General features: G+C 44.7%; 15 protein-coding genes. 10 read left to right on the forward strand and 5 right to left on the reverse strand.

Annotation, left to right across the window (positions count from 1 at the left end):
- Nucleotides 1–34 precede the first annotated feature (34 nt).
- Both ACXAFJ_RS03955 and ACXAFJ_RS03960 read left to right on the forward strand, forming a co-directional pair.
- The gene (locus ACXAFJ_RS03955; RefSeq protein WP_475321565.1) at nucleotides 35–700 is read left to right on the forward strand and encodes a TRAP transporter small permease; all 666 of its coding nucleotides are present in this window, start codon (nucleotides 35–37) and stop codon (nucleotides 698–700) included.
- A gap of 3 nt (nucleotides 701–703) precedes the next feature.
- Nucleotides 704–2,065, forward strand: a complete 1,362-nt coding sequence (locus ACXAFJ_RS03960) for a TRAP transporter large permease (protein ID WP_475321567.1) — start codon at nucleotides 704–706, stop codon at nucleotides 2,063–2,065.
- A 60-nt stretch (nucleotides 2,066–2,125) separates the two neighbouring features.
- Here ACXAFJ_RS03960 and ACXAFJ_RS03965 read toward each other — a convergent pair whose 3' ends face one another.
- The 5 genes from ACXAFJ_RS03965 to ACXAFJ_RS03985 all read right to left on the reverse strand — a co-directional run bounded on the left by ACXAFJ_RS03965 (nucleotide 2,126) and on the right by ACXAFJ_RS03985 (nucleotide 7,841).
- Nucleotides 2,126–2,722 carry a hypothetical protein gene (locus tag ACXAFJ_RS03965; protein WP_475321568.1) on the reverse strand — a complete coding sequence of 199 codons (597 nt, stop codon included), beginning with the start codon at nucleotides 2,720–2,722 and terminating at the stop codon, nucleotides 2,126–2,128.
- Nucleotides 2,723–2,906: 184 nt separating this feature from the next.
- Nucleotides 2,907–3,923, reverse strand: a complete 1,017-nt coding sequence (locus tag ACXAFJ_RS03970; protein ID WP_475321570.1) for a metal-dependent hydrolase — start codon at nucleotides 3,921–3,923, stop codon at nucleotides 2,907–2,909.
- Between the two features lie 76 nt (nucleotides 3,924–3,999).
- Entirely contained in the window at nucleotides 4,000–4,650 is a 651-nt protein-coding gene (locus ACXAFJ_RS03975; RefSeq protein ID WP_475321572.1) for a flavin reductase family protein, read from the reverse strand.
- A gap of 69 nt (nucleotides 4,651–4,719) precedes the next feature.
- Complete coding sequence (locus ACXAFJ_RS03980; RefSeq protein WP_475321574.1) at nucleotides 4,720–6,051, reverse strand: sigma-54-dependent transcriptional regulator; 1,332 nt, start codon at nucleotides 6,049–6,051, stop codon at nucleotides 4,720–4,722.
- Nucleotides 6,048–7,841 carry a sensor histidine kinase gene (locus ACXAFJ_RS03985; protein ID WP_475321575.1) on the reverse strand — a complete coding sequence of 598 codons (1,794 nt, stop codon included), beginning with the start codon at nucleotides 7,839–7,841 and terminating at the stop codon, nucleotides 6,048–6,050. Before ACXAFJ_RS03985 ends, ACXAFJ_RS03980 begins: the two co-directional genes overlap by 4 nt.
- Before the next feature lie 478 nt (nucleotides 7,842–8,319).
- On the opposite strand from ACXAFJ_RS03985, the gene tig reads away from it, so the two are divergent.
- The 8 genes from tig (at nucleotide 8,320) to cmk (ending at nucleotide 18,109) form a co-directional block, all read left to right on the forward strand.
- Nucleotides 8,320–9,627 (forward strand): trigger factor, encoded by a 1,308-nt coding sequence (gene tig / locus ACXAFJ_RS03990; protein ID WP_475321577.1) that lies wholly within the window; start codon nucleotides 8,320–8,322, stop codon nucleotides 9,625–9,627.
- 105 nt (nucleotides 9,628–9,732) lie between these two features.
- Nucleotides 9,733–10,368 (forward strand): ATP-dependent Clp endopeptidase proteolytic subunit ClpP, encoded by a 636-nt coding sequence (clpP, locus tag ACXAFJ_RS03995; RefSeq protein ID WP_475321578.1) that lies wholly within the window; start codon nucleotides 9,733–9,735, stop codon nucleotides 10,366–10,368.
- 72 nt (nucleotides 10,369–10,440) lie between these two features.
- Complete coding sequence (gene clpX / locus ACXAFJ_RS04000; protein WP_475321580.1) at nucleotides 10,441–11,721, forward strand: ATP-dependent protease ATP-binding subunit ClpX; 1,281 nt, start codon at nucleotides 10,441–10,443, stop codon at nucleotides 11,719–11,721.
- 122 nt (nucleotides 11,722–11,843) lie between these two features.
- Entirely contained in the window at nucleotides 11,844–14,195 is a 2,352-nt protein-coding gene (gene lon, locus ACXAFJ_RS04005; RefSeq protein WP_475321582.1) for an endopeptidase La, read from the forward strand.
- A 135-nt stretch (nucleotides 14,196–14,330) separates the two neighbouring features.
- On the forward strand, nucleotides 14,331–14,666 hold the full coding sequence (locus ACXAFJ_RS04010) for an HU family DNA-binding protein (protein ID WP_475321583.1): 336 nt from the start codon (nucleotides 14,331–14,333) through the stop codon (nucleotides 14,664–14,666).
- Nucleotides 14,667–14,881: 215 nt separating this feature from the next.
- Nucleotides 14,882–16,741: a peptidylprolyl isomerase gene (gene ppiD, locus ACXAFJ_RS04015; protein ID WP_475321584.1), complete on the forward strand. Its 1,860-nt coding sequence runs from the start codon at nucleotides 14,882–14,884 to the stop codon at nucleotides 16,739–16,741.
- A gap of 131 nt (nucleotides 16,742–16,872) precedes the next feature.
- A complete protein-coding gene (locus ACXAFJ_RS04020; protein ID WP_475321586.1) occupies nucleotides 16,873–17,208 on the forward strand; it encodes a ComEA family DNA-binding protein in 336 nt (111 codons plus the stop codon).
- Nucleotides 17,209–17,428: 220 nt separating this feature from the next.
- Nucleotides 17,429–18,109: a (d)CMP kinase gene (gene cmk, locus ACXAFJ_RS04025; RefSeq protein ID WP_475321587.1), complete on the forward strand. Its 681-nt coding sequence runs from the start codon at nucleotides 17,429–17,431 to the stop codon at nucleotides 18,107–18,109.
- Nucleotides 18,110–18,129 lie beyond the last annotated feature (20 nt).

The raw sequence follows: 18,129 nt of genomic DNA on the forward strand, positions 1-18,129 counted from the left end.
GGCTCATACGTTCAACAATTAGAGTGATGTAGTGATGAAATCATCTTTTTTCTCAACATTAGGTCGATGGACAGATGCGATTGAAGAAGCCTTGATTGCATTTTTTCTGGGTGCAATGACCCTTTTGACCTTTACTAACGTCGTGTTTCGATATGTCTTTAATGACAACATACTTTGGGCACTTGAGCTGACAGTATTCATGTTTGCTTGGATGGTGCTGGTTGGCGCATCTTATGGTGTCAAAAAGCACTTTCACATTGGTGTTGATGTGGTGATCAATGCCGCTTCTCCTTCATTAAAAAAGACTTACGCCATTTTGGCGGCAATCGCCTGTTTAGCATTTTCGATCTTGCTTTTAATCGGTTCTTGGAATTATTGGTATCCATTTGCTACCGAGCGAGCTTGGTATGAAACCGATGATATTCCCATGCCCGAAATACTTCAGTTCCTGTCTGATTGGCTAAATGAAGGCGAGCGCTACGAAAAAATGCCTCGTTTTATCCCTTACATGGCGCTGCCCATTGGCATGAGTTTACTGACGCTGCGTTTCGCCCAAGGTTTCTATCAAATTTTGACTGGAAAAATGGATAAGTTGATAGCGGGCCACGAAGCAGAAGAAGACTTAGAAGCGCTCAAACAAAATATGTCAGAGGCGTCAGAGCCGTTCGACAATACCAACTCAAATCGCAAGGAGCCGTAAGCCATGGATATTCTAGTGTTGTTCTTAATGGTCATCGGTTTCATGTTGATTGGTGTGCCAATTGCGGTTTCTCTAGGTTTATCGAGTATTATCTTTTTGATGATACATTCAGACGCTTCTCTTGCGTCAGTTGCCCAAACTTTGTTTAACGCCTTTGCTGGCCACTATACCTTGCTGGCGATTCCATTCTTTATTTTAGCGTCGAGCTTTATGTCGACAGGTGGCGTAGCCAAACGCATTATCCGTTTTGCTATTGCACTGGTGGGTTGGTTCCGCGGCGGACTAGCGATGGCGTCTGTGGTTGCCTGTATGATGTTTGCGGCACTATCGGGCTCTTCGCCTGCAACGGTTGTGGCAATAGGCAGTATCGTTATTGCTGGGATGATCAAAAATGGTTATTCCAAGGAATTTGCATCCGGCGTGATTTGTAATGCTGGAACCTTAGGCATCTTGATTCCACCTTCTATTGTAATGGTTGTGTATGCCGCTGCCACGGATGTCTCTGTTGGTCGTATGTTTTTGGGTGGTGTGATTCCCGGTCTACTGGCTGGCGTTATGCTAATGATCGCCATTTATATCGCGGCTCGTGTCAAGAACTTACCTAAACAACCCTTTGTCGGTTGGGGAGAGTTAATCGCTGCGGCGAAAGATGCGAGTTGGGGATTGCTGCTGGTCGTAATCATTTTAGGTGGTATCTATGGCGGAGTGTTTACACCAACTGAAGCGGCAGCGGTGGCGGCGGTGTATTCATTCTTGATTGCCAATTTCGTTTACAAAGACATGGGACCCTTTGCGGATAAGCAGAACACACGCCCATTTTTTGTAAAGATTTTCGAGTCCCTATTCCATAAAGACACTAAGCATACGTTATTCGAAGCCGGCAAGCTGACTATTATGCTGTTGTTTATCATTGCTAATGCTTTGATTCTCAAGCATGTATTAACTGAAGAACGCATCCCGCAAATGATCACCGAGTCTATGTTGTCTATGGGCTTAGGGCCGATCACTTTCCTAATCGTGGTGAATATCTTGCTCTTAATTGGTGGCCAATTTATGGAACCCTCAGGGCTGCTAATCATTGTTGCGCCTTTAGTGTTCCCAATCGCGATAGCCTTGGGCATTGACCCAATTCACCTTGGAATCATGATGGTAGTGAACATGGAGATAGGGATGATAACCCCTCCCGTAGGGCTCAATTTGTTTGTGACAGCGGGGGTCGCCAAAATGTCGATGATGAATGTAGTGAAAGCAGCATTACCTTGGGTTGCGGTGATGTTCTTGTTCCTCATCATAGTGACTTATGTTCCTTGGGTATCAACCTGGTTGCCAACCACCTTGATGGGACCTGAAATTATTACCAAGTAAATTCCTTAAGTTACAAAATAATTAAAGGACCCAGCTGTTTTAGGCTGGGTCTTTTTGTGTTTAACGTCGATTGAACAAACTTAGCGATTTATTGACGAGCAATATCACAACAACTGCAATGACCCAAAGGTAGCTGGTTACAAACAAGGCAAATTTAATACTGGCGAATGATGAGTAAAGTACCGTTAATGATTGCGAAAGGTCACCAATTTGGTTGAGAAGAACAAAAGATACCAAGTTTTCTAGCGCATCGAAGATAGGCGCAAGCGGCAACAGAACAATAGAGTATTTTACTGTACTTGCGAATCGCTTTTGACTCCAAGATTCTGGCAATGACTTGTAACACGCCATACCTGCACAAAATAGATTCACAATATTGGCTGCGATAAATCCAAAATCGATGAACTGTGTTTCCCAATAAATACCTAACGTTCCCGCTTCGAGCATGTATTGGTAATAGGTGTTAAGCACTTCCGCATCGAATGTTGTTTGTCCTTGGTAAAACGGGACAGGGAATTGAGATGCGGCATAAGATGCATCAAGTGGGATCCTTGATAATACAGTTAGCCCGTAGGTGACGAGGGTTGCAAGCCACCACATCCATGCGGTGCCCTTGGTCTCTGTAATTTTGTTTAGTGTTGAAATACTGGTAGTCATAAAATTCCCTTAACATTTAGTTCGATGTCTAACTATGTGTGGAAATTTAAACTATTTTCTGCGTATGTCAAACGAAAACCTCGGTTTTAGTTAGATGTCATACCAGTTGGTGAAGGAATAAAAACGGAACTACGACTTGGATAACCCAAGTCGTACGGTATTTTTAAGTCCATTATGGGGAAAGTTAGTTAGCAAGATTTGACAGATTTACCTTTGGATCGAGTATGCGTTTGAAAATACTACTGGCTTCGCCAACGGGTGGTCTAAGATCAAGTTGATTGAAGCTACCAAGTTGATAGCCGTTGGATTCGACCTCACCGATTTCAAAGGTAAATACATACGCACCTTCAACGCCCATCCTGATATCGCTCATTAGCAGGGTATTATTTTTCTGATACACCGCGTAAAGCCCTTTCGTGAACTCTTTTAATTGGTCAATCCGAGAATCCGATGGAAGTAGCATTAACTTGTCTTTGACTGTTGGATAAAAATAATGGCTGACTTCGGAAGGACTATCAAAAACCGAGGCATATACCTCATAGTGACCGGCTTGAGTGGTTGCTACGCCACGCCATAAAAAGGTATTGAATGGCGCTGGAGTACTTTCAAAGGCAATTGGCTCAATTCCAGCTAATGCAAAAGACTGCTCTATCTTGTCATCGATATACCATTTAGCGCCCAAACTCCAAACAACGTAGACAGAGCTGATTACCAGCGCAAAGGTATTGAGGTTTTGTCTGACATGACCATTTTTGATAAACCCCAATACTAGTAACGATAGAAGTAAGGGCAAGGTATAACTCGGGTCAACAATAAATAGATTCGAAAATCCAAACGGATAATCAGTGAGCGGCCAGAGCAATTGAGTCCCGTAGATGGTGAAACTATCGAGCAGGGCGTGAGTGCTTAAAATTAGCAAGATTCCAACTGTCCAGCGCCGAAAACTAGCCGGCTTCGCCCAGGCAAATTTAGAAAACAACATCGCCAGTAGTGGAGCCAACAATAAATGGACAAGTAGAGAGTGGCTAAAGCTGCGATGGAAAACAAAGTTTTCGACAGCGCCTCCAAAATCAATCAACACGTCTAAATCGGGTAAAGTGCCGAGAGCCGCGCCTACTAATAGCGCTTTGCGTCCGATTTGGTTGCCAACCGCCGCGTAAGCGACGGCACTTCCTAACGTAATTTGAGTAACAGAATCCAAGGTAAACTCCTACAAAAAACAGACCCTAAACATAAACTAAGTGCATTGATCTGACATTAACCCCAGATAATGACTTTTATTGTTTGGGAATACTAAGCAACTGGGAAAAAGAGTCGGGTTTTGCATAATGTAACCGCCCAAGTGCTTGTGTGCTATGGTAACTATCTAGTCCCGATACTGCGACCGTATCCAATGATTCAATATCAATAAAACCATCGGATTGCAGCGCGTTACGCTCTAACAAAATGTGCTTGATTTCACCTATTACCAAATGGGTACCGTTGATGGCGAGTGTTTGCACCTCACATGTACTGACCGCAAATTTGAGTCGACTCTCTTTAACAAATGGTGCGTCAATACCTGTGAGATATTCTGGGGTTAGACCGACGTGTTCAAACTCGGATGTATCTTGCGGGTAACGAGCCGAACTTTGATGAGCCTGCTTCCAGATGGATTGATTGACCTGATTAATGGTGTAGATCCCCGTTTCTTTCAGATTGCTTAACGTATCGCGCGGTACGCTGTTTGGACGAATAATCATTCCCACTAGTGCTGGGTCGGCACCAAGGTGAAAAACTGAACTGACGATCGCCAAGTTGGCGACATTGTTTTGATCTTGTGTGCCGATTAAGTTGGCACTTTTAAAGCCAGATAAGCTGTTTACGAGCCTCGCTCGGTAGCGAGATTCCATGTTGCTGAGCTCTTGCTGATTGATTTCCTGAAACATAACGTATCCTTACATTCGAGATACATCCGATACGAAGTTTGCGATGGGCCCGATCGAATTTCGTTATGTTCATTTGTATTGTTTTTTATCCAGCCCATGTCGCTGCATTTTATCGTACAGGGTTTTACGGGGCAGTTGCAGTTTTTCCATAGTGTCTTTAATGCTACCTTGAGTTTGAATAAGGGTCTGTTCAAGAATACTTTTTTCAAAATTCGTCACTTGCTCAACCAGACTCTTTGAGTCGGCTTTTGACGTTTCTTCACCAACACTAATCTGTCCTAGTAAAACAAAACGTTCGGCGCTGTTGCGTAGCTCTCGAACATTGCCCGGCCAGTCGTGAGTAAGCAGCATCTCTAGTTGTTGTTCCGATAATGCTTGCGCAGTGGTACCGTAGCGTGACGCGGCGACCAACAAAAAGTGGTGGAACAGGGTTGGCAAATCATCTTTTCGCTCTCTGAGCGGGGGGATAGGTAAAGTCACCACGTTAAGGCGATAATACAAATCTTCACGAAAACGACCTTGCTCGGCTTCTTTTTTTAGGTCCACCTTAGTGGCAGCGATTACCCTAAAATCAACAGGAATTAGCTGATTAGATCCCAAACGTTCGATTTGCCTTTCTTGCAATACACGAAGCAAACGAATTTGCGCGGTCATCGGCATCGATTCAATTTCATCTAAGAACAGTGTACCGCCGCTCGCATGTTCAACTTTGCCGATTCGAGTGGTGTCAGCGCCGGTAAATGCCCCTTTCTCATGGCCGTATAGTTCGCTTTCGATAAGGTTCTCTGGTACCGCACCACAGTTAACGGCGACAAAATTGGCATCTCGACGCGCGCTTTGTTCGTGAAGTGAGCGAGCAATCAGATCTTTGCCCGTTCCGGTCTCACCATGTAACAACACATCGGCACTGGTGTTAGCGATGTGCGCTATGGTGTCGCGCAAGTGAACTATTTGCGGATTGCTACCGATTACTCTGGGGCCAAGGGTTTGACTGGCTTTGAGAGAGCGCTTTAGTTGTTCGTTTTCCAGCTGCAATGTCCGCTTTTCTATGGCGCGTCTTGTGCTGTCAATGAGTCGATCAATGGAAAAAGGTTTTTCAATAAAATCGTAGGCGCCATTTTGCATTGCGTTTACTGCCATGGAAATGTCGCCATGGCCAGTGATCAGAATAACCGGGATTTTGTTATCTTGAGACATCAGGGTTGATAGTAGATTTTCCCCGGACAGACCTGGTAAACAGACATCGGTTATCACCGTTTTAGGCGTGCCACGTTCTTTGATCGCCAGTAGTGCTTCTTCCACACTGGGAAAAAATGCCGCGTCGATGTTTTCCAGCTCAAAGCTTTGCGCAATGGCAGCACGAATTTCACTTTCATCATCGATAAAATACACATCGGTCATCGCTTGGTTTCCGTTGTTTTAGGTAATTGAATCGTGAACTGAGCACCTCCCAGCTCCGAAGAAGAGCAGGTTAGGGATCCACCCATATCATTGATAATTTGTTGCGAGATGGATAAGCCTAGCCCTAAGCCATTGGTTTTAGTGGTGTAGAACGGCTCAAAAATTCTTTGTTGATATTCAGGTGCGACGCCCTCACCAGTGTCGCTGATGATAATTGCAATTTCGCTAGGTAAATCTTCTACTTTGATATCAACCAGTTTATGGTCTTTATTAGCCACTGCTTGAATCGAATTATTAAGGAGATTGATCAACACCTGCTCCAACTGGACCCTGTTGGTTGTGATTTCAATGTTTTCAGCCGATACATTGAGATTGACTTTGACCATGGCTGAGCGCAGAGCAGGTTTTAATAAAGCTAAGCTTTCATTGATCAGATTGGCGACGTTAGTACTTTGAACATCTCGCCCGTCCGCTTTTTTAGCAAATGACCTTAATTGGGTGCTTATGGCTGCCATACGCTCGGTAAGAGAAGAAATTCGCGCTAGGTTATCGTCAACGCGTTCGAGCTTCTGTTTTGACAAAAAACGCCGTCCATTGTCGGCAAAGCTGCGAATCGCTGCCAATGGGTTATTGAGTTCATGACTAATGCTTGCCGACATTTGTCCTAAAACCGCGAGTTTGGCGGCTTGAATTAATTCGTTTTGGGTACGCTTAAGCGCGTCTTCGGCGCGAATGCGCTCTGCGATTTCCGCTTGAAGTTCCGAAGTCCGTTCCATGACCTGAAACTCCAACCTTTGCTTGGCTTCGTTTTCAATTGCCTCTAGTTGCCTTTTTTTGATGGCTCGGTGGTGAGTTAACATAACCGCCATGAAGATCACCGAGAAAACCAGAATTAATACTGTTTCAGAGCTCAATGTCTGCCAAAAAATATGGCTTTTGGGGGTGAGTACACGAACAGTTAGTGAGGTTCCTGGTAATTGTTTTGAGCTAGCAAAGTAATCACCATTGAAATCACCGCGTCTTGGATCTGCAAGTTCAGTCGGGGATGTGTTAGAAAGAGTGCCGACCAAACCCAATGATTCAATTGGCTGCTGACGATATTGACGAGATTCAACGACTGACTGATGGGTGAGTGGCTCTAGGTCGGTCAAGCTTTTATACAACCAATCTTGGCGATTAGACATAAACACCACACCATTAGGATCGGTGGCGACTAGAACACTGCCATCGAGGTTCCAATCGCGTTCAATGTCAGATAGTTCCATTTTGACCACAACTACACCAGTCACTTCCCCGGCGTAAAAAACCGGGTAAGAGAAGTAATAACCGCGTTCTCCTGAGCTAAACCCCAGGGCAAAGTAATGTCCTTTTGTTCCTAAGATGGCTTCTTGAAAATACGGACGCCAAGCGTAGTTGTTACCTAAAAACGAGCGTTGCAACCGCCAGTTGCTGGTGGCAATCGTATTTCCATGTTGATCAATTAGATACGTATCTGAGCCCTGAATGACATTGTTGACATTTTCTAAGTGACGATTGGTGATATCGATTTGTGCGCTGTTGTTCGGAGATAGCAGTGCGTCGATGATTTCTTGGTCTTGCGACAACAATTCAGGAAGGTGATCATATTTATCGAGACGCGCGTTTACCGTGTTAGCAACACGCTCCAAAACATAGTCGTGTTCAGACATCTGCTTGTCGTAAAAGTGGCCCCAAAAAATTGGATAACCCAGCAAAAGCAAAGCAAAAAATAAGGCTAACAAACCTGAGGTAAAAAGACGCGTAGAGTACATATTTCGAAAGTTTTTTCGTACCAATAAGGTCAATGTAACGGCAATTACACTTCAAGACCGCAAAGTGACCAACATCTCGACCAATTGATTACACGAGCCTGATCACCTTTTGGCACAAAAATGTAAAAAACAGCCCTTTTAGGTTGAATTTAGCGTTTAAGTCCCCATTTTGAGGTGAGATTCAGTCGGATTTGTTCGATTTTGATTCAGTCGGATGATTAATTTGCATAATGTGCACCGCATTCGGGTGATTAACTCGACACGGGGAAGACAGGTCGCTAGAATGCGGCATCTAAAAATCAATCTAGCGATTGGTTGGTGTTTTTTCATAAAAGTCACTAGCTAGTCGAGACCATGAGAGTGGTCCAAGAATGCAGTGGTACGTTGTTTGTAAAAAGTAACGGCCGCTAAAAGGATAAGGTCACTGTCGTGGCTTAAAAGCTCAGTTAAGCTGAGCCAGTTTTGAGGTTAATGAATAATGCAAGTTACTGTTGAAACTCTAGAGGGCCTAGAGCGCCGTCTTAACATTACTGTTCCTGCGTCTAACATCGAAGATGCTGTGACTCGTGAACTACGCAACATCGCGAAAAACCGTCGTTTTGATGGTTTCCGTAAAGGCAAAGTGCCTTTGAAAATGGTTGCTCAAATGTACGGCAAAGCAGTACGTCAAGACGTAATGGGTGAAGTGATGCAGCGTCACTTTATCGAAGCTATCGTTAAAGAAAAAATCAACCCAGCTGGTGCACCTACTTTTGAACCAGTAAGCAACAACGCTGGTGAGGACCTAGTATTCAACGCGTCGTTCGAAGTTTACCCAGAGATCGAACTTAAAGGCCTTGAAAGCATTACAGTTGAAAAGCCAGTTGCTGAAGTAAAAGATGCTGACGTTGAAGAAATGATCGAAACGCTTCGCAAGCAACAAGCTACTTGGGTTGCAGTTGAAGAAGCAGCTGAAGACGGCAAACGTGCAAATATCGACTTCGTTGGTTCAATCGACGGTGAAGAGTTCGAAGGCGGCAAAGCTGAAAACTTCCCACTAGAAATGGGTGCAGGACGTATGATTCCTGGTTTTGAAGACGGAATCCAAGGCAAAGTTGCCGGTTCTGAGTTCGAAATCGACGTGACTTTCCCAGAAGACTACCACGCGGAAAACCTAAAAGGTAAAGCGGCTAAGTTCTCTATTAAAGTAAACAGCGTAGAAGCTCAAGAACTACCAGAAATCAACGACGAGTTCGTTGCTAAGTTCGGTGTTCAAGAAGGCGGCGTTGACGCTCTTAAAGCTGAAGTAAGCAAAAACATGCAGCGCGAGCTTAAGCAAGCGGTTAAAGGTCGTATTAAAGAGCAAGTTCTTGATGGTCTAGTTGAACAGAACGACATTGACGTTCCTGCAGCATTGATTGATCAAGAAGTTGACGTTCTACGTAAGCAAGCAGCTGAGCGTTTTGGTGGTAATCTTGAGGCAGCTCAACAACTTCCAAAAGAACTTTTTGAAGAGCAAGCTAAACGCCGCGTAGTAGTTGGTCTACTATTAGGTGAGGTCATCAAAGCAAATGAACTTAAAGCAGATGACGAAAAAGTGAAAGCAATCATCACTGAAATGGCTTCTGCTTACGAAGACCCAGCAGAAGTTGTGTCTTACTACGAGCAAAACGAGCAAATGATGAACAACATGCGCAACGTTGCTCTTGAAGAACAAGCTATCGACGCGATCATCGAAAAAGCACAAGTAAGCGATAAAGAAGTTGGCTTTAGCGAGCTAATGAACCAGCAACAACCTGCTGCTTAATTCGCCCAACGGTGCGCAGAGAGTTGACCTCTAGTTAACTAATCTGCTAACAATGGTCCGTATGATACTTGTCATCCGGGCCATTTATTTTAGGGATATAACAATATGAACTACCAAGAAAATAACGCTATGTCGCCAATCCTAGACGCCCTTGTACCTATGGTGGTTGAACAAACTTCCCGTGGTGAGCGTTCTTATGATATCTATTCTCGACTTCTAAAAGAACGCGTGATTTTTTTGACCGGTCAGGTCGAAGATCACATGGCAAATTTGGTTGTCGCACAGCTTCTATTCTTGGAATCAGAAAATCCTGACAAAGACATTTTCTTATACATTAACTCTCCAGGTGGCAGTGTAACTGCGGGTATGTCGATTTATGACACTATGCAGTTCATTAAACCTAACGTCAGTACGGTATGTATGGGTCAAGCTTGCTCTATGGGTGCATTCCTTTTGGCAGGTGGTGCGCAGGGCAAACGATTTGCACTACCGAACTCTAGAGTGATGATTCACCAGCCATTAGGTGGGTTCCAAGGTCAAGCATCAGATATTCAGATTCACGCCCAAGAAATTCTGACTATCAAAGAACGCTTAAACAAACACCTCGCTGAGCACACAGGTCAGCCTTTAGAGGTGATTGAGCGCGATACTGATCGCGACAACTTTATGTCTGCGGATCAAGCCGTCGAGTACGGTTTAGTCGATGCTGTACTAACGCATCGCGGTATTGAACAGGCTTAATATTGCTTCGCGCAATTAAGAATAATTTGATATACACTCAATAGTAATGAGTGAAGGCTAAGAGGTTAGCGAATGACAGATAAAAGCAAAGAGAGTGGAAGCAGCAAGCTGTTGTACTGCTCTTTCTGCGGCAAAAGCCAGCATGAAGTTCGTAAGTTAATCGCCGGCCCATCGGTATACATCTGTGATGAGTGTGTTGATTTGTGCAACGACATCATCCGTGAAGAAATCAAAGATGTGTTGCCGAAGAAACAGGCGGAGGAGCTACCTACTCCTAAAGCCATTCGCGAGCATCTCGATGACTACGTGATTGGTCAAGACTACGCTAAAAAAGTTCTTGCTGTTGCCGTCTACAATCACTATAAGCGTTTACGCAACGGTGATACGACCGCTGATGGCGTTGAACTTGGCAAAAGTAACATCTTGCTTATCGGTCCAACGGGGAGCGGTAAAACGCTTCTGGCTGAGACATTAGCACGTTTCTTGGATGTACCATTTACCATGGCTGATGCAACTACGCTGACAGAAGCAGGTTACGTCGGCGAAGATGTGGAAAATATCATCCAGAAGTTGCTACAGAAATGTGATTACGACGTTTCCAAAGCGGAGCGTGGCATCGTATACATTGACGAAATCGACAAGATCTCTCGCAAAGCAGAAAACCCATCTATTACACGTGATGTATCAGGTGAAGGTGTTCAGCAGGCGTTGTTGAAACTTATCGAAGGCACTGTCGCGTCTGTACCACCTCAAGGTGGCCGCAAGCATCCACAGCAAGAGTTCTTGCAAGTTGATACGTCGAAAATCTTGTTCATTTGTGGCGGCGCATTTGCCGGCCTAGATAAAGTGATTGAGCAGCGTGTTGCGACTGGTACTGGTATTGGCTTTGGCGCTGAAGTTCGTTCGAAAGACGAAAACAAGACCCTTAGTGATCTATTCAAGAAAGTTGAGCCAGAAGACTTAGTCAAATATGGCTTGATTCCTGAGTTTATTGGTCGTTTGCCAGTGACTACGACGCTTGAAGAGCTTGACGAAGCGGCCTTAATTCAGATTCTTCACGAACCAAAGAATGCGTTGACCAAACAATACGCTGCCTTGTTTGAGCTCGAAGATTCAGAGCTCGAGTTCAGAGAAGATGCGTTGCGTGCGATCGCTAAAAAAGCGATGGAACGAAAAACCGGAGCGCGTGGTTTGCGTTCGATCTTAGAAGGCGTGTTACTTGAGACCATGTATGAACTTCCATCAATGGACAACGTATCAAAAGTTGTGATTGATGAGTCTGTGATTAAAGGTGAATCTGAGCCATTGCTAATTTATAGCAATGCAGATAACCAAGCTGCTGGGGCTGAATAACCCTAAATAATTACGGAATAAAGGAGGTAAATCATTACCTCCTTTTTTTTATTCTTTCATTGAATCCAAATAATTAGCCCCCATATAATTTCCATAAAGAAGAAAGCGGAAGAGAGAATAATATGAACTTGGAACGTTCCGAACGTATCGAGATCCCCGTTTTGCCGTTGCGAGACGTGGTTGTATACCCGCACATGGTTATTCCATTGTTTGTTGGCAGAGAGAAGTCGATCGCGTGTCTAGAAGCAGCGATGGACAATAACAAGCAAGTTTTACTTGTTGCGCAAAAACAAGCCGAAACAGATGAACCGTCTAAAGAAGATTTATTTAGTGTCGGTACTGTGGCAACTATCCTTCAGCTATTAAAGCTACCTGATGGTACCGTCAAAGTATTGGTTGAAGGCCTGCAGCGTGCCAAGATCCACAAATTTACCGATGAAGAGTTTTTTATCGCGGACGCTAGCTTTGAGCTGACTCCTGAGCTGGATGAAAAAGAGCAGGAAGTGGTGGTACGCAGTGCTATCAACCAGTTCGAAGGCTTTATCAAGCTTAATAAGAAGATCCCGCCAGAAGTACTGACTTCTTTGAATGGGATTGACGAAGCAGCGCGCCTAGCAGATACCATCGCAGCTCACATGCCGCTAAAACTTGAAGACAAACAAGTAGTATTAGAAACACTAGACGTTACCGAACGTTTGGAGTTTTTGATGGGGCAAATGGAATCTGAAATAGATTTGCTGCAAGTAGAAAAGCGCATCCGTGGACGCGTTAAGAAGCAAATGGAGAAGTCGCAGCGCGAGTACTATTTGAATGAGCAAATGAAAGCCATCCAAAAAGAACTCGGCGAGATGGACGACGCACCAGACGAATTTGAAGCTCTGCAGAAAAAGATTGAAGAATCAAAAATGCCTAAAGAAGCTCGTGAAAAAACCGAGCAAGAGCTGCAAAAGTTGAAGATGATGTCGCCGATGTCAGCGGAAGCAACTGTGGTTCGCGGGTACATTGATTGGATGATCGGTGTACCATGGGCAAAACGCTCCAAAGTTAAGAAAGATCTAGCAAAAGCAGAAACTGTACTTAACGAAGACCATTACGGGCTAGAAAGAGTCAAAGAACGCATTCTTGAATACTTGGCGGTTCAAAACCGTATTAACAAGTTGAAAGGTCCAATCTTATGCCTAGTAGGTCCTCCAGGTGTTGGTAAAACTTCTCTTGGACGTTCTATTGCCGCGGCAACAGGCCGTAAGTATACGCGTATGGCATTAGGTGGCGTTCGTGATGAAGCGGAAATCCGCGGCCACCGCAGAACTTACATCGGTTCCATGCCGGGTAAGCTGATTCAGAAAATGTCCAAAGTTGGCGTCAAAAACCCACTGTTCTTGTTGGACGAAATCGACAAGATGGCCTCTGATATGCGTGGTGACCCGTCATCAGCGTTGCTTGAGGTTTTAGATCCAGAGCAAAACAACGCGTTTAATGACCACTACCTTGAAGTAGACTACGATTTGTCTGATGTTATGTTTGTCGCGACGTCGAACTCGATGAACATTCCTGGGCCTTTGCTTGACCGTATGGAAGTGATTCGTCTTTCTGGTTACACCGAAGATGAAAAGCTGAATATTGCTAAGCGTCACTTAGTTAGCAAGCAGATTGAACGTAATGGCTTGAAAAAGAATGAAATTGAAATCGAAGATTCAGCGATTTTAGGCATCATTCGCTACTACACACGCGAAGCTGGTGTACGTAGTCTAGAGCGTGAGATTTCAAAAATCTGTCGCAAAGCAGTGAAGAATATTTTGCTAGACAGCGAATTGAAGTCGGTGACTGTCACTCAAGAGAACTTAAAAGAATACTTGGGTGTTCAGAAATTCGATTATGGTAAAGCAGAAGACGACAACCGCGTCGGCCAAGTGGTTGGTTTGGCTTGGACTGAAGTAGGTGGGGATTTATTGACTATCGAAACTCAGTCCATGGTTGGTAAGGGCAAGCTAACTCAAACTGGTTCGCTCGGCGATGTAATGCAAGAGTCGATTCAAGCGGCAATGACAGTAGTTCGCAGTCGCGCAGACAAGCTTGGAATCAACACAGACTTCTACGAAAAGCGTGATATTCACGTGCACGTACCTGAGGGTGCAACTCCTAAAGATGGTCCAAGTGCTGGTATCGGTATGTGTACCGCGTTGGTATCGAGCTTGACGGGCAACCCAGTACGCGGTGATGTTGCTATGACAGGTGAGATCACACTAAGAGGGGAAGTGCTTCCAATCGGTGGTCTTAAAGAAAAACTTCTCGCAGCGCATCGTGGTGGCATCAAAACTGTGTTGATACCGAAAGACAATGAACGCGATCTAGAAGAAATTCCGGATAATGTCATTGCCGATCTTAAAGTCATTCCGGTTCAATGGATTGACGAAGTGCTGAAGGTTGCACTAGAAAGAAATCCGGAAGGAGTGGATTTCGAGCCTGTAAAATAGTGATGTGCAGCAAAAATAAGTAAAAGAGTACGCTGATAGGTTCAAAAAGGGCTTGTCAGCGTTTTTTTTGAGCGCTAAGTTTACCCAGTGTAGCTTCAAGCCTTGCTGTACAAAGGCTCGTGCTTACAAAGTGAAATGAATGGAACGAAAGCTACCGGAACAATAATTACTTATTTGGTGGCGCAAAGGGGAATCACAGTGAACAAAACACAATTAGTAGAAAAAATCGCATCAAGTGCAGACCTATCAAAAGCATCTGCGGGCCGTGCTCTTGACGCTCTTATCGAAGCAGTATCTGACACTCTTCAGTCTGGCGACCAAGTTGCTCTTGTTGGCTTCGGCACATTTAGTGTTCGCACTCGCGCAGCACGTACTGGCCGTAACCCAAAAACGGGTGAAGAAATCCAAATCGCTGAAGCTAAAGTACCTTCTTTCAAAGCAGGTAAAGCGCTTAAAGACGCGTGTAACTAATTCTAGAGGCTGTTCTAGTCTCAAAAAGGTTTTCAAATCTTTAAAATATGCGCATCGTACTGATGCGCATTTCTTTTTCTGATATTATCGCAAGATTGCTGTATAACAGTTGGCAGTCGCTCAACCCCGGTCCTTCCTAAGTATTTCAATCTAGAAAGTGGTGAGACAAACGGGTGTGTAGAGCAAGGTTTTTATTTGCGGAGAGCAGTTAGATTATGATGGATCGAATTCGCGAAGGCACCAATAGCCTCGTGGTTAAAATCATCTTGGGACTCATCATCCTTTCTTTTGTGTTTGCGGGTGTCGGCAGTTACATCGTCGGTGGTGGTCAAAACACCGCTGCTAAGGTGGGCAATGTCGAGATTGGCCGTGCTGAGTTTGAGCAAGCGTATCAAAATGAACGCAACCGTATGCAAGCTCAGCTTGGCGATTATTTTGCAACGCTTTTAGCCGATCCTAATTACGTAGAAACGTTCCGCAGTTCGGTTCTTCAACGTCTGGTTACGGACGCCTTGTTGGAACAACACGCTGCTGAGCTAGGGCTTCGTGTTAGTGATGCTCAAATCCGTCGAGAAATTCTTGCCATTCCAGAGTTTCAGGTTGACGGCCAGTTTGATCAAGAACGCTATCAAGCTGCTTTGCGTCGTGCGGGCTTCAATCCAGAAGGTTTTGCAGAGCTAATGCGTCGCGATCTTGTTAAGAACCAGCTCATCGCAGCGGTTCAAGCAAGTGATTTCTCTTTGGGTAATGAAATCGATACGCAAATGGCGCTATTTACGCAACAGCGAGAAATACGCCGTATCAATTTGTCTGTTGACGAGTACGCCAGCAAGGTTGAGTTGTCTGAAGACGAAATTTCACAATACTATCAAGATAATCCAGCTCAGTTTAGTCGCCCAGAACAGGTGAAAGTAGGGTATCTAGAGCTGTCTGCTCAGACTTTACGCGATCAGGTAGAAGTGAGTTCGGAAGAGGCACAAAACTACTACCAAGAAAATCTTGCTCGCTACTCAACGGCTGAACAGCGTGAAGTGAGCCATATCTTGCTTCAAGATAGTGAACAAGCTGAAGCTCTATTGGCGCAACTAAATTCCGGTGCAGACTTTGCTGAACTGGCCGCAGAGAATTCTGAAGATGTCGGTAGCGCAGACAGTGGCGGTTCACTTGGTGCAATTGAGCGCGATGTTATGGATCCTGCGTTTGAAGAAGCTGCGTTTGCTCTGAGTGAAGTAGGCGAAATTTCTGACATAGTAAAAAGCGATTTCGGTTTGCATATTATCAAGCTTGATGCCCTAAACCCAGGCGTTGCAAAACCATTTGATGCGGTTGAAGCGGAAATCACAGAGCAGTTGACCAGCGACAAGGCGGTGGAGCGTTTCTATGAGTTGCTGAATGACCTTGAAACCGTAGCGTTTGAATTCCCAGATTCGCTTGATGATGCTTCGCAAGCGGTGGGTGTAGCATCAGTGACTACCGATTTTGTCGCCATCGATGCACTGCCAAGTGCACTGAGTCACCCAGAAGTTATTCGTGCACTTGAATCTCCTGAAGTGAAAGAAGACGGCTTAAACTCATCCGCCATTGAAACGGCACCAGAGCAAGTGGTTGTGGTTCGTGTTGAAGATTGGCGTGAGCAAACTGTATTGCCGTTTGAAGAAGTTAGTGAGCAGGCAAAACAGTCTCTGGCGAAAGTTCGTGGTGCGCAACAAGCTGAAGATATCGCGATCGAAGTTGTCGAAAGGTTGCAAGCTGGTGATGAGAGCTTGCTTGCTGAATACGGATTGAGTTTTGGTGAGCCTGAAACACTTAGTCGTGGCCAACAGTTATCTGAAGCCGTATTTGCTATGCCTAAGCCAAATGAAGGTAGCGAGTTTGCGCAAACTGTGGCTTTAAATGGCGATGTACAAATTGTCGAGCTACTGAATGTTACTCAAACCGCAGGTGCCGAGTTTACCGATCAACTTAGTCAGCAGATCTCGTCACAAGCAGGCCAAGTAAGTATTACTGGGCTAGTGGATATCCTAGAAACAACGTATGAGATAGAGAACTACATTTCGCAACCGGTTTCTCAGTAATCTGTAATTGATATCTAAGTTATAACGGACCGCAAATGCGGTCCGTTTGTTTTTTTGAAGCTGCTTCTTTGGCGGGTTAAGTAATTGAATGATGTTATGCACTTCAATTGGTTAACTTAAGGGAGAACACTATGGGTCTACGTCATTGGCCAGATGTACGGCAGAAAAGTCGAATTTGGATGTTTTGGTTATTGGTTGTTGCACTATTTGGTTTTCAAGCAACGGTGCTCGCTGACCAAAGTAACACAGACAAACAACATGCAGGGATTGAGATTACAGTAAATATCAATCAAGCACCTGCGGAAGAACTTGCCGATTTACTTAAGGGTGTGGGGGCGAAAAAGGCTCAAGCTATTGTCGATTATCGAAATGAGTTTGGCCCGTTCGAATCAGCCGAGCAGCTTCAAAATGTTCCGGGTATTGGGCCAGCGACGGTGGAGAAAAATGCTTCACGTATTTTGCTCTGACTGTACAAATAAAAACAAAAAGATATAACAGAGATAACCAAGTGTTATCTCTTTTTACGTTTATTGGAAAGATAAACGAGGTTTTTATACCGAACTCAATCCGATGATACTGGTCTTGATGTTTTTCCCATACCTTGGTGGAGATCTTTTGCATATCACTATATAATTCCGGCGTTTTTTATTGCTGTTAGTTAAGCAGCTGAGCAAATGGAGCACGAGTATGACTCTGGAAAGCAAAGTAATTACCGTTGACGGTCCTAGTGGCGCGGGCAAAGGTACACTTTGTATGCTGCTTTCAAAGAAACTTGGATTCAATTTATTGGATTCTGGTGCTATATACCGCGTTCTTGCGTTAGCGGCTATGCACCATGGTATCGACTTGGATTCGGAAGAAGCATTGGTACCGATGGCGACGCATCTAGACGTACAGTTTGTCCCTGAAGGCGAACTGGTTAAAGTTTTCTTGGAAGGTGAGGATGTCTCACATGAACTAAGAAAAGAACAGACGGGAATGGCAGCGTCAAAAGTCGCGGCATTTCCACGTGTTAGGGAAGCGTTGCTTCGCCGTCAAAGAGCCTTTGCAGCAGATCCTGGATTAGTTGCTGATGGGCGTGATATGGGTACGGTTGTTTTCCCAGAAGCCAATGTAAAAATCTTCTTGGACGCCAGCGCTGAAGAAAGAGCGCTTAGACGCATGAACCAGTTGAAAGGCAAGGGCCTAAGTGTTAAATTTGACGACCTTTTGAGCGAAATACAGCAGCGTGATCACAAAGATCGAAATCGTGCTGTCGCGCCATTGAAACCAGCAGACGATGCGCTGGTACTTGACTCAACGGAAATGTCGATCGAGCAAGTGGTAGAAAAGGCGTTACACTATATTGAATCTAAACAAGTGGCCTAGGCGGCTTGTAAGGAACGTTG

Source organism: Vibrio sp. ABH4_348 (genome assembly GCF_056159765.1).